The organism is Gordonia metallireducens, from assembly GCF_021245825.1.
Taxonomy (GTDB): Bacteria; Actinomycetota; Actinomycetes; order Mycobacteriales; family Mycobacteriaceae; genus Gordonia; species Gordonia namibiensis.
This window is the reverse complement of the sequence record NZ_JAJQJP010000030.1, coordinates 235,271-247,262: the sequence shown is the minus strand read 5'-3', so window position 1 is coordinate 247,262 and position 11,992 is coordinate 235,271. Positions and strand designations below refer to the sequence as shown.

At 69.1% G+C, this 11,992-nt stretch carries 12 protein-coding genes and 1 pseudogene; 6 read left to right on the top strand and 7 right to left on the bottom strand.

The features are described from left to right. Window positions 1-239: pseudogene (locus LQD00_RS12520) on the bottom strand (LCP family protein); the annotation flags it as partial. A 252-nt stretch (window positions 240-491) separates the two neighbouring features. On the opposite strand from LQD00_RS12520, the gene LQD00_RS12515 reads away from it, so the two are divergent. Further along, window positions 492-1,844, top strand: a complete 1,353-nt coding sequence (locus tag LQD00_RS12515) for an APC family permease (RefSeq protein WP_232717533.1) — start codon at window positions 492-494, stop codon at window positions 1,842-1,844. 13 nt (window positions 1,845-1,857) lie between these two features. Here the strand turns inward: LQD00_RS12515 and LQD00_RS12510 are convergent, their stop codons facing one another. Both LQD00_RS12510 and LQD00_RS12505 read right to left on the bottom strand, forming a co-directional pair. Next, window positions 1,858-2,655 carry a CPBP family intramembrane glutamic endopeptidase gene (locus LQD00_RS12510; protein ID WP_232717532.1) on the bottom strand — a complete coding sequence of 266 codons (798 nt, stop codon included), beginning with the start codon at window positions 2,653-2,655 and terminating at the stop codon, window positions 1,858-1,860. Window positions 2,656-2,696: 41 nt separating this feature from the next. After that, window positions 2,697-3,449 carry a DUF2470 domain-containing protein gene (locus tag LQD00_RS12505; RefSeq protein ID WP_232717531.1) on the bottom strand — a complete coding sequence of 251 codons (753 nt, stop codon included), beginning with the start codon at window positions 3,447-3,449 and terminating at the stop codon, window positions 2,697-2,699. A gap of 161 nt (window positions 3,450-3,610) precedes the next feature. Here LQD00_RS12505 and pheA point away from each other — a divergent pair, with 161 nt between their 5' ends. Both pheA and LQD00_RS12495 read left to right on the top strand, forming a co-directional pair. After that, window positions 3,611-4,579: a prephenate dehydratase gene (gene pheA / locus LQD00_RS12500; protein ID WP_232717530.1), complete on the top strand. Its 969-nt coding sequence runs from the start codon at window positions 3,611-3,613 to the stop codon at window positions 4,577-4,579. Next, on the top strand, window positions 4,579-5,238 hold the full coding sequence (locus LQD00_RS12495) for a histidine phosphatase family protein (protein ID WP_232717529.1): 660 nt from the start codon (window positions 4,579-4,581) through the stop codon (window positions 5,236-5,238). The genes pheA and LQD00_RS12495 overlap by 1 nt, the downstream gene beginning before the upstream one ends. Here the strand turns inward: LQD00_RS12495 and LQD00_RS12490 are convergent, their stop codons facing one another. The 3 genes from LQD00_RS12490 to LQD00_RS12480 all read right to left on the bottom strand — a co-directional run bounded on the left by LQD00_RS12490 (window position 5,239) and on the right by LQD00_RS12480 (window position 7,383). After that, window positions 5,239-5,739, bottom strand: coding sequence for a hemerythrin domain-containing protein (locus LQD00_RS12490; RefSeq protein ID WP_006868056.1), 501 nt, complete (start codon window positions 5,737-5,739; stop codon window positions 5,239-5,241). It lies immediately after the preceding gene. A gap of 99 nt (window positions 5,740-5,838) precedes the next feature. Further along, on the bottom strand, window positions 5,839-6,189 hold the full coding sequence (locus LQD00_RS12485) for a metallopeptidase family protein (protein ID WP_005199266.1): 351 nt from the start codon (window positions 6,187-6,189) through the stop codon (window positions 5,839-5,841). A 3-nt stretch (window positions 6,190-6,192) separates the two neighbouring features. Continuing rightward, window positions 6,193-7,383, bottom strand: coding sequence for a septum formation family protein (locus LQD00_RS12480; protein WP_232717528.1), 1,191 nt, complete (start codon window positions 7,381-7,383; stop codon window positions 6,193-6,195). A 96-nt stretch (window positions 7,384-7,479) separates the two neighbouring features. Between LQD00_RS12480 and LQD00_RS12475 the strand changes: the two genes are divergently transcribed. The 3 genes from LQD00_RS12475 to LQD00_RS12465 all read left to right on the top strand — a co-directional run bounded on the left by LQD00_RS12475 (window position 7,480) and on the right by LQD00_RS12465 (window position 10,185). Beyond that, entirely contained in the window at window positions 7,480-7,896 is a 417-nt protein-coding gene (locus LQD00_RS12475) for an ankyrin repeat domain-containing protein (protein ID WP_232717527.1), read from the top strand. A 76-nt stretch (window positions 7,897-7,972) separates the two neighbouring features. Next, window positions 7,973-9,232 carry a serine--tRNA ligase gene (gene serS / locus LQD00_RS12470; RefSeq protein WP_006868059.1) on the top strand — a complete coding sequence of 420 codons (1,260 nt, stop codon included), beginning with the start codon at window positions 7,973-7,975 and terminating at the stop codon, window positions 9,230-9,232. Between the two features lie 14 nt (window positions 9,233-9,246). Beyond that, window positions 9,247-10,185 (top strand): EamA/RhaT family transporter, encoded by a 939-nt coding sequence (locus tag LQD00_RS12465; protein ID WP_232717526.1) that lies wholly within the window; start codon window positions 9,247-9,249, stop codon window positions 10,183-10,185. Here LQD00_RS12465 and LQD00_RS12460 read toward each other — a convergent pair. Beyond that, a complete protein-coding gene (locus tag LQD00_RS12460; RefSeq protein ID WP_232717525.1) occupies window positions 10,179-11,822 on the bottom strand; it encodes a DHA2 family efflux MFS transporter permease subunit in 1,644 nt (547 codons plus the stop codon). The two genes, LQD00_RS12465 and LQD00_RS12460, sit on opposite strands and share 7 nt — an antisense overlap. Between the last annotated feature and the right edge of the window lie 170 nt (window positions 11,823-11,992).

The following is an 11,992-nucleotide window of genomic DNA, read 5'->3' as shown; positions in this document are numbered from 1 at the left end:
CGGGGACGCGGCGGCTTGGCGGCGGGCGGGGGACCGGCGGCGGGCGGTGCGGGCGGTGCGGGCGGACGCGTCGATGACCGGCCGCGGTCACCTCGGCGTTCGCCGGCCGGGATCGGTTCGGGTTTCTGGGTGGGGGCGTACTGGCCCGGTGCAGCGCCCTTACCCGGGGCGGGGCCGGCTGCCGGGGCAGGGCCGGGCGCCCGACGCGGTGGGGGACCCTGCGCGGGGATTCGCGGCATGGCCTGGGGGTGTGCGGCGGGAGCGGGACCCTGCGGATGGGGGCGGTGGGGTGCACCGGGCGGAGGCCCCTGACGTGGTGGTATGCCCCCCGCCGGCCGCCCGGGCGGTACCTGTGGCCCCGGTCGACCGCGCCGAATGATCGGCGGGTCCTGCTCGTTCATCCCAACCAATGTACGCATCCACCGGTGTTCGGCACGGATTCGACGCAGATCACAGGAATGATCGGCCCGCGACGGGGTATCCGGGTCGCCATGACCGACGATGTGGCCGCACGGCCCGACACCGAGACCGGTGACGATCGCACTCCGCTCCGGCGCGCGATCTCCGGCAAGATGCTGTTCCTGTTCATCCTCGGCGACGTGCTGGGCGCCGGCATCTATGCACTTGTGGGCGAGATCGCCGGCGAGGTCGGCGGGGCCATCTGGGTGCCGCTCGTGGTGGCCCTGGTCATGGCGCTGCTGACGGCGGGGTCGTATGCGGAGCTGGTCACCAAATACCCCCAGGCCGGCGGCGCCGCGGTCTTCGCGCAGCAGGCCTACCGGTCGTCGCTGGTCTCGTTCCTGGTGGGGTTCTGCATGCTGGCCGCCGGTGTCACGAGCGCCGCGGGTCTGGCGCTGGCGTTCGCCGGTGACTATTTCAAGACCTTCCTGAACGTGCCCACGACCGCCACCGCCCTCGTCTTCTTGCTCGCGATCGCGGCACTCAATGCGCGTGGCATCAGCGAGTCGGTGCGCGCGAACGTCGTGATGACGGTCGTCGAGGTGTCGGGTCTGGTGCTCGTCGTCGTCCTGGCCGCGGTTGTCCTCGGCCGGGGAGACGGCGAACCGCATCGCGTGTTCGAGTTCGACAGTTCGACGACCCCCGCGCTGGCGGTGCTGAGTGCGGCGTTGCTCGCCTACTACTCGTTCGTGGGCTTCGAGACGTCGGCGAACGTGGCCGAGGAGGTCCGCAACGTGCGGCGGGTCTACCCGAAGGCACTGTTCGGCGCGCTCATCACCGCGGGTGTCGTCTACGTGCTCGTGGGCCTCGCGGTCTCGATCGTGGTGGCGCCGGATGAGCTCGCCGGCTCGTCGGGTCCGCTGCTCGAGGTGGTCTCCATCGCCGACGTCGGTGTACCCGACAAGCTGTTCTCGCTGATCGCCCTGATCGCGGTGGCCAACGGTGCGCTGCTCACGATGATCATGGCGTCGCGTCTGACGTTCGGGATGGCCCGCGACGGACTGCTGCCCTCGGCACTGGCGAAGGTCCTGCCGGGTCGTCGTACGCCGTGGGCGTCGATCATTGCCACCACCGCCATCGCGATGGTGCTCTCGGCGACCGGTTCGGTGGCCGCGCTCGCCGAGACCGTCGTTCTGCTGCTGCTGTTCGTCTTCCTCAGTACCAACATCGCGGTTCTGGTGCTCCGACGCGACCGCGCCGACACCGATCACTTCCGGGCGTGGACGATCGTGCCGGTGCTGGCGATCGTGACATGCATCGTGCTGCTGACCCAGCAGAGTGCCGAGACCTGGTTGCGCGCAGGCATTCTGATGCTCGTCGGTCTGGCGCTCTTCGGTCTGGCCCGTGCCACCGGTTCGGGTAAGCACACCGAGGCACGCGACTGACCGGTTCCGTGGATCAGCCGACCCAGGAGAGGTGATCGCGCAGCAGCGCGTAGCCGATGAAGGCGACGACGTCGATGACGCCGTGGGCGATGACGAGTGGCCAGGCGCGGCCGGTGACCTGGTAGAAGCGGCCGTAGACGACGCCCATCACCACGTTGCCGAGACCGGCGCCGAAGCCCTGGTACAGGTGGTAGCCGCCGCGGAGGACAGCGCTGGCGGCGAGCGACCGGGTGTCCGAGACGCCGAGCTGGCGGAGTCGGGTGATGAAGTAGGCGACCACCACGATCTCCTCGGCGGCCGCGTTGCCGATCGCGATGAGGATGAGCACGGGCCATTCCCACCAGGTGTCCGCCTGGCTGGGTACGAGACTCGCGTTGAGTCCGAAGGCGCGGGCGACCGCGACCAGCGCGAGACCGGGGATGCCGATGACGGCGGCGAGGACGAGTCCCGCGGGCACGTCGCGGCGCGGGGTCCAGCGGCCGAGCCCGACGCGCGACAGCCCGAGTCCGCTGCGCCACAGCAGGTACACGCCGAGCGCGGCGATAGCGAACAGTCGCAGGATGCTCAGGACCTGACGTGCGGCGTCGATGAGGGCGAGGTCGGAGCGGCTGGGGTTGAGGGCGACGGTCGTCCCGCCGATGCCGCCGGCCAACTGGGCTTCGAGGAGTGCGAGCGCGGCGGAGACCGCGGAGAACGCGAACGTCAGGACGCCGACGATGACGAGTTCGGCGATCAGACCGCGACGCTCGACGCGGTCGGTGACGACCGGGAGGTCGTGGGGCGACGGCCGCAGGTACTCGCACAGAGGCATGCCGGTCAGCCTAGAACCCCTCGCTCCCTGAGGTGCGAGCGTCAGTCGGGCATCGAATTCAGAAACGGGCAACCCGCGAGGTTGCGGAGAGCCCGGGACAGCTCGAAGACGTCGGCTACCGGGCGGGGGAACGGAAGGCGGACGTCGGAGTCGCCGTCGAGGCCCTCGATCCGGAAGCGGATGCCGAAACGGTCGAGGCCGAGAGGACGTACGCGGCCCTGGCGCAGGTCGGTGGGCAGCTTGCGGGCCAGCTGACCGACGAGGTCGGCGTGGTCGGCGTCGAGGTGTTCGAGCCAGCCGGCCTCGCACTCCCAGAACGGATCGGGTTGGGCGTCGGCCAGTTCGGCGGCCGGCACCGACGTCGCGCCGGAACTCGATGCCAGCACTGCGGAATCGACCTGGAGGCGGAGCATCGACGCACCGTGGCCGATGTCGAGCAGGCCGTCGTCGGGGTGTTCGCCGGCGATCTCGATGGCGAGGTCGCGTTCGAGGTCGCGGGGGACCTCGTGGAGCGTGCCGTTGAGCCAGATGACCGAACGGACTCGTTCGCGCAGGTCGATGGGCGCCCAGTCGGTGACCTCGAGCATCGCGGGTGTGCCTTCGGCGCCGCGGACGGCCGCCATTGCCTCGCCGTCGGTGGGGACGAGGACGAAGGCCTGTGACTCGAACAGATGGATGACGTCGATCGGAGTGGTGTCGGCGCCCTCGATGGCGAGGATGGCGGAGCCCCCTCGGCGGCAGGCCGTCTGGATCATCTCGGCATCCGTGGGTCGGTCGGTCGTCGTACGCGTCATGTTGTCTCTCCGGTCGGCGCGGGCGGCTGCGGTGCTCGTCGGCTCTTGAAAGGTAACCCTAACCTAAATACGGGTGGCGCGATCGTCAATGGGTCCTCGGACCGTCGGCTTCCGGGCCTTGCGGCCTGTCCGGTGTGGTCACGCGCGTCCACTAGGCTCGTGTGGTGCCTGTGATCGCCTACTTCGGCCCGCCCGGAACCTTCACCGAGATGGCACTCGACGCGGCCATCGCCGCCCATGACCCCGCACTCGGGGGTCTCGACCTCTCGGGTGACGTGACCAAGCTCGACGCCTCGAGCCCGGCTGCCGCCATCGCGATGGTGCGCAGCGGCGAGGCCGACTACGGTTGTGTGCCCATCGAGAGTTCGCTCGAGGGATCGGTCCCGGTGACGATGGACGCCCTCGTACCGCCGGCGCGGTCCACCGACGGGCGCGTGCAGGTGTTCGCCGAGACCGTCCTCGACATCGCGTTCGCGATCGCCGCGAACGGCCCGCTCGCCCCGGAGGACGTCCGCACCCTCGCGGCGTATCCGGTGGCCGCCGCGCAGGTCCGGCAGTCCGTGGCCAAGCTCTTCCCGAACGCGGAGTTCGTGACCTCCGGATCGAATGCCGCGGCTGCGTTGGACGTCGCGTCCGGCAAGGCCGACGCCGCGGTGACGACCGGTCTCGCCGCGAGGCTGTCGGATCTGACTGTGATCGCCGACGGCGTCTGCGACGCGAGGGAGGCCACCACGCGCTTCCTGGTCCTCGGACGCCCCGCGGCCCCGACGCGCCGGACCGGCACCGACCGCACGTCGGTGATCCTCGACCTGTCCAACGAGCCCGGCAGCCTGATGAATGCGATGAACGAATTCGCCTCGCGGGGCATCGATCTCACGCGCATCGAATCCCGACCGCAGCGCGACGAGGCGGAAGGCCGGGCCATCGCCGGGCGCTACCGGTTCTTCCTCGACGCCGTCGGCCACATCGACGACGCCGCGGTCGCGGAAGCCCTTGCGGCGCTGCACCGCCGGTGCGAACGGGTCGTCTACCTCGGCTCGTGGCCCGCGGTACGGACGACGGGATCGGCGCCACCCGACCACGCCGAGTCGCTGGCCTGGATCGAATCGCTGCGACAGGGAGAGGTCTGATGGCGCGCCTGCATCTCGTCCGGCACGGTGAGACCACCGCGAACGTCATGCGCCGGCTCGACACCGCGCTGCCGGGCGCCGCGCTCACCGATTTCGGTGCGCGACAAGGTGTTCGATTCGGTCTGGAGAATCGACCGGAACGCGAGGCGGTCCTGTTCAGCTCGGAGGCCCGGCGCGCCCGGCAGACCGCCGAACTGATCAGCACGGTGTGGGACGTCCACACCGAGGCCGTCGACGGCGTACACGAGGTCCAGGCCGGTGAGCTCGAGGATCGCAGCGACCGTGGGGCCCACGACGTCTTCCACGACGTCATGGAGAAGTGGCATGCCGGTGACCTCGACGTGCGCATCCCCGGCGGGGAGTCGCTCGCCATGGTCTACGACCGCTACATCCCGACGGTCGAGGACCTCGCCCGCTCGTACCTGACCGGAACCGAACCGCGCGATGTGTTCCTGGTCAGCCACGGTGCGGCGATCCGCCTCATCGCGGCGCGCCTGGCCGGCATCGACTCGCGATTCGCCGCGGCGACGCACCTCGGTAACACCGGCTCGATCGAACTCGAGTACTCCGACGGCATCTGGGTCTGCCACCGCTGGGGAGCCGAGACCGCACCGTTCGAACGGGTCGACGAGCCGCTGGTCGACGACCCCATGGGCTAGCTACTTGATGATCGCGTCGACCGTCTTCTTCAACGCCGACGGCTGAGACGGGCGTCGTGGTGCCTTCTCCTTGAGTCGGAGCATCTCTTCACCGATCTCCTGGAGATCCTTGCGGCCGAGGGCTTCCCGCACCTTCGGGAACCACTCGTCCTCTTCTTCCTCGATGTGGTGCTCGACGTTCTCGATCAGCACGGTCGTCTTGGCGTCGAACCGCTCGGAATCCGGCTTCAGCGCGGCCAGTTCGACGACGAGGACGTCGGCGACGTGGTGCTCCTCGTAGGACTCGAGGATGTCGTCCTCGAGATCGGGCACACGCTTGCGGATCTCGGGATACATGCACTCGTTCTCGATGTAGGTGTGCACGGTGAGGGCCTCGATGATCTTGTCGACGATCTTGCCCTTGGTCTTGGTGGCGTTCGGGCCCTGGGACCTGAAGTCGCGGAAGAGTTTGCGGATCTCCTTGTGGTCGTCCTTCAGGATGACGATGGCGTCGGTGGACATGGCGGAACTCCTGGATGTGGGCTGGACATCGGAATCTCGGTATTCCGCATTCCGGCCACGATGAAACATCCCATCTGACCTGGGGTTCCGGGGCGGGTTCTAGCCCCAGCCGTTGGCGTGCAGCCAGGCGTCGTCGATCCCGAAGTGGTGGGCGATCTCGTGCATGACGGTGACCGCCACCTCGTGCACCACCTCGTCGCGCGAATTGCACATGGCCAGGATCGGGTCCCGGTAGATCGTGATCGTGTCCGGCAGGAATCCGCCGTAGTCGTGGTCGCGCAGGGTCAGCGCCACACCCTGGTAGAGCCCGAGGATGTCGGGTTCCTCGGGGTTGTACGGCTCGACGAGGATGACGACGTTGTTCATCGCACCGGTGAGCTCCGACGGGATGGTGTCCAGTGCGTCGGAGACCAGCCCGTCGAACTCGTCGTCGGACATCGGTACGGCCATGGGTCAGCCCGCCGGGGCGGGGGCCTGGTCGGGGTTCGGCGCGATTCCCGGCGGGAGCGGCACCGGCGTCGGGAGGGCGCGACCGGGCGGAGCGGCGGGCGGCGGGACGGGCGCCTTGCCGTTGATCAGCACCGCTCCGTCCTTGGCGTCACCGACGAGGGTGGCGAACCCGCCGCGCTTGTCGGGCAGACCGAGGTAGCAGACCACCTTTCGGCTGCCGGCGAGCCAGCTCGGCTCGCTGAGGACCGACCACTGCACGTTGAGAGTGGTCTTGTCGAGGGCATCTGCGCCACCGGCGAAGCGCTCGGCCTGTTTCGGGCAGATCGTGCCGAGGTAGTTGTTCTGGGCGCCGGTCGCGGGCCACGGCTTGTTCGACATCCGGTCGCCGAAGCGGACCGCGAGGTCGACGATGCCGGTGGTCTGGAAGGCGTGCGGCTCGGCGCAGTTCACCGGGAACCCGGTGGGGTTGCGGTTCTCCTGGTCGATGCCGATGCAGGTTCCCTCGGGCCACACGTACGACTGGTTCTGGTCGGCGACGCGGCCGGAGAACTGCACGGGCTGACCGTCGGCGCCGTCCTCCTGGATTCCGCAACGGAGTTGCCGGGCGCCCTTGTCCCATTGGGCCTGCGACGGGTACATCATGCCGACCGAGAAGCGGCCCTGCGGGTCGAGGCGGCCGTCGAGGTACTGATCGACGATGACCGGGCACTGTTCGTCGCGGATGGCGGCGAAGCGATCGGGCCCGGGCCACAGCGCGTCCTCGCCGAACTCGACGCCGGGGATGAGGGAGGTGTCGATGCCGCCGGCCACCTCGAAGCGGTGCTTCTGCGCGCATTCGACCGCGGTCGGTTGTCCGGGGTTGCCCTCGGGCCAGTCCAGACAGTCACCGGCCACCGACTGGGTGAAGGCGTTCTGGACGAGGCGTTCACCTTCCCCGACCTTGCTGCCGCCGACGCTGCCGGAGTCGTCGAAGACTCCCATCGCGAAGGCGATACCGCCGGCGACGAGTGCGCCGACGACGATGGCGGCCAGGACGACGAAGACGGGATTGCGCGTGGCGGACCGCGGGGGCCGGGTGGCGGCTTGGACCGGCTCGTCGCGCGGTTCGACCGGATCGACGGCGGTGAAGTCGTCGTCGATGGCGTCGGGCGCGTCGTGGTCGGGCTGGTCGCGGTCAGGGTCGGGCTCGTTCATCGGGATCCATCATGCCTGGTCGATCCGGCCGGGCACACCCGCATCAGCCGATGCGGACAACGGGTCGCGCGGCGAGGGCTGCCTACACTCTCGGTGATGCCCGCCGATTCCTCTCCCGCACCCGGCCCCGACGCCCCACCGGACCCCGAGTTGGTCGAACTGGCCACCCGACTGTTCGAGATGGCCCGCTCCGGCGACGCCGCCACGCTGGGCGGGTACGTCGACGCCGGGGTGCCGGTGAACCTGCGCAACCAGTCCGGCGACTCGCTGCTGATGCTCGCGGCCTATCACGGCCACGCATCGGCAGTCACGGTTCTGCTGTCTCGCGGCGCCGATCCCGACCTCGCCAACGACCGCGGGCAGACCCCGCTGGCCGGTGCGGTGTTCAAGGGATTCGACGATGTGGTCCGGCTGCTCGTCGACGCCGGGGCCGACCCGCTCGGCGGCACCCCGTCGGCCGCCGACGCCGCCGCGATGTTCGGTCGCGACGATCTCCGGGCGCTCTGGAGCTGACCCGCGGGCCGGGCCCGGGTTTCACTTCGGTGGCGTGATCGGGTTCGCATCGCGCGCTCCAGTAGGGTTTGAAGGCGTGATCGACCTGAAGATTGTTCGTGACGACCCGGATCTGGTCCGTGCCTCGCAGCGCACCCGCGGCGAGGATCCCGGCCTGGTGGATGCCCTGCTCGATGCCGACGCGGCCCGTCGTGCGGCCATCGTCGACGCCGACACGTTGCGATCCGAGCAGAAGGCTCTGGGGAAACAGGTCGGTAAGGCGCAGGGCGACGAGAAGCAGGCGCTGCTCGCCAAGGGCAAGGAACTCGCCGAGCAGGTCAAGGCCGCGGTCGCGCGTCAGTCCGAGGCCGACGAGGCCGCCGCGAAGGCGCACCGCGCGATCTCCAACATCGTCGCGCCCGAGGCTCCCGCCGGCGGCGAGGACGACTACGTGGTCCTCGAGCACGTGGGTGAGCCCCGCGAGATCGAGAACCCGAAGGATCACCTCGAGCTGGGTGAGTCGCTCGGCCTGCTCGACATGGAACGCGGCGCCAAGGTGTCGGGTTCGCGGTTCTACTTCCTCACCGGACAAGGCGCCTTCCTGCAGCTCGGCCTGCTCAACATGGCCGCGCAGAAGGCTGCCGCCAACGGCTTCACGCTGATGGTCCCGCCCGTCCTGGTGCGGCCGGAGGTCATGGAGGGCACCGGCTTCCTCGGCGCCCACGCCGACGAGGTCTACCACCTCGACAAGGACGACGACCTGTACCTGGTCGGCACCTCGGAGGTGCCGCTCGCCGGTTACCACATGGACGAGATCCTGGACCTGTCCGACGGTCCGAAGCGGTACGCCGGCTGGTCGACCTGCTTCCGCCGCGAGGCCGGCAGCTACGGCAAGGACACCCGCGGCATCATTCGCGTGCACCAGTTCGACAAGGTCGAGGGCTTCATCTACTGCAAGCCCGAGGACGCCGAGGCCGAGCACCAGCGTCTGCTGGGCTGGGAGAAGGACATGCTGGCCGCGATCGACGTGCCCTACCGCGTCATCGACGTCGCCGGTGGCGATCTCGGGTCGTCGGCCGCGCGCAAGTTCGACTGTGAGGCATGGGTTCCCACGCAGAACACCTACCGGGAGCTCACGTCGACGTCGAACTGCACGACGTTCCAGGCCCGTCGCCTCTCGATCCGCTACCGAGACGAGAACGGGAAGCCGCAGACCGCGGCGACGCTCAACGGCACGCTCGCGACGACCCGCTGGCTGGTGGCCATCCTCGAGAACCACCAGCAGCCCGACGGTTCGGTGAAACTGCCGCCCGAGCTCGCGAAGTTCGTCGGCACCGACGTTCTCACACCCCGTTGATCTGAGCCTGCGTCATGACCAGCGGGATCGTCATCGCGGTGATCGGTGCGCTGGCGTTCGCCGCCGCGGCCGTCCTGCAGGCGCTCGGCGCCGAGCAGGTCTCGCAGCGCGCCGCCATCCGTGAGGAGCGTCGACGGTCCGCGGCGGCCCACCCGTCGCTGAAGTCCACCGCGCTGACCATGCTGACGGTGCCGTTCCTGGTGGGGTTCGTCTTCGACATCATCGGGTTCATCGCGACGATCATGTCGGCGCGGCTCATCCCGCTGTTCCTGTCGCAGACCATCATCTCGGCCCGGCTGGTCGCCACGGCACTGCTCGCCATGGTCGTGCTGAAAGTCGGCCTCACCATGCGTGATTGGATCGCCGGTGCGGTGGTCGTGGCGTCGTTGATCCTGCTAGCGGTGTCGGCAGGCCGCGAGGGGGTGGACCACACCGCATGGATGCGCTGGGCCGTGCTGGTCGCCGGGCCCGCGCTGATCCTCCTCGGCCTGATCGTGATGCGCCGCTTGAAGACCCACATCGCCACGGTCACCGGTCTCATCGCCGGCGCGGTGTTCGGTGTGATGGCGGTGGCGTCTCGAATCCTGGACGGCATCGACCCCCTCGACCTCACCGTGCTGTTCACAGACCCGGCTCTGTATGGGTTGCTGCTCAGCGGGATCGGCGGCTTCTACCTGTTCACCGTGGCACTGCAGACCGGCTCGGTGAACGGCGCCGCGGCAGCTCTCGTCGTCGGGCAGACGGTGCTCCCGGGCGCGGTCGGCATCGCCTTTCTCGGCGACGTCACGCGCGCGGGCTGGGGACCGGTCGCGATCGTCGCCTTCGCCGCGGCGGTCGGCGGGGGAGTGGTGCTCGCGTCGTCGGGTGCCGTCACCGCGGTGGAGACCGCTGACGCCACGAATGCGCCTCGCGGGTATGGACATCCGCCGCGGGAGGTGGGCCGGCCTCACTGACTCCCGGGACGACGCCGGGTCTGCAACTGGGTCGACGTCACGAGACCGGCGAACAGGAAGCCTGCGGCGACGAACAGCGACCAGCGGGTGGCGTCGGCGAAACCGTCCGACAAGGCGTCGGCGACCTCTGGGCCCTCGGCTCCGAGCCGGCCGCGATCACCTTCGTCGCGGATGCCCGGGATGGTGCTGCCGGCGGAATCGCGGGTGGCGTCGACGAGTGGCGCCGACACCTGAGGCGGCAGCGCGACCGGTTCCAGTCGATCCGTGAGGCTGTGCGCGAGACCCAGCGAGAGGACGGTGCCCAGGATCGCGGTGCCGAGTGCCGCACCGAGCTGGCGTGCCGTGCTCTGGGTCGCCGAGCCCTGGCCCGATTCCTCGGTGGGGATGTCGACGAGGACCGTACCGGTCAGCTGGGCCGACGCGAGTCCGAGGCCTGCGCCGTAGACGGCGAGCAGCAGCGCCAGCACCCAGGCGGACGACGAGGGACGCAGGTAGAAGGCGAAGGCCAGGACGCCGATCACCTCGAGGCCGAGACCGATCATCACGGTCCGCGGCGCTCCGAAACGGCCCGCCACGTGCCGGGCGGCGCCACCGGATGCGAACGCGCCGAGCGCCATCACCGCCAGGACGTAACCGGCACCGAGGGTGCTGAGACCGTACGCATTGACCAGGAACAGCGGCAGCACGAGCAGCAGACCGAACTCGCCGATCGCGACCGTGGTCGCGGTGAAGTTGCCCCAGCTGAAGGTGCGGTACCGGAACAGGGACAGGTCTAGGATCGCGGATCGCTGCACCCGGGCGCGATGGCGTTCCCAGACGACGAACGCCGCGAGTGCCGCGAGACCGACCACGACCATGACCGGTGTCGCGGACACGGGTGCGTCGGTCGACCACGTCATGCCGGGGAGCTTCAGGTCGGCGGTCGGCGTCCACCATCCGATGCTCTGGCCTTCGATGAGGGCGAAGATCAGGGCACCGAAACCGATCATGCTGAGCAGGAGTCCGACGATGTCGAGTCCCGGTACGGAGATCTCGGCCTTGGTCTCGGGAACCACGAGCATCGCGCCGATGACGACGAGGATGCCGATCGGAACGTTGACGAGGAAGATCCAGCGCCAGGAGAAGTCGGTGGTGAGCCAGCCGCCGAGCAACGGTCCGATGGCCGCCATGCCGGAGATCACCGATCCCCAGATCGCGAAGGCGATCACCCGGTCACGGCCCCGGAACGTCGCGTTGACGGTCGACAATGTGCACGGCAGCACGAATGCGCCGCCGATGCCCTGGACGAGTCGGGCGAAGATCAGGGTCGCAGAGTTGTCGGCCAGTGCTGCCAGGAGGCTGCCGCCGAGGAACACACCCACACCGACGATGAACAGCAGTCGGCGTCCCACCCGGTCACTGAGCCGGCCGGCGGACAGCAGCAGGGCGGCGAAGACCACCGAGTAGAGACTGTTGATCCACTGCGCATCGGTGAGATCGAGTTTCAGGTCGTCGATGATGACGGGTAGCGAGACGTTCACGATGGTGCCGTCGACGACGATCATCGACAGGCCGGTGGCCAGGACGCCGAGTCCCAGCCATTCCTGTCGACCAGCCCGCGGTTCCTGGGTGTCGTCGACCCGCGTCTCAACGCTCATCGGCTTGGACCTTCCTGTCTCGACCAACTCCGACATCGGAAAGATCGATTGGACCAGCACATGTCGGTTCTGTCCCGACCGGTGGACTTGTTGGCGCAGATTCGAGCACCGGGGTGGCACGGATTCGGGCATCTGGGTCCGGTGGGATACTGCGATCTGGACAGCGGCAG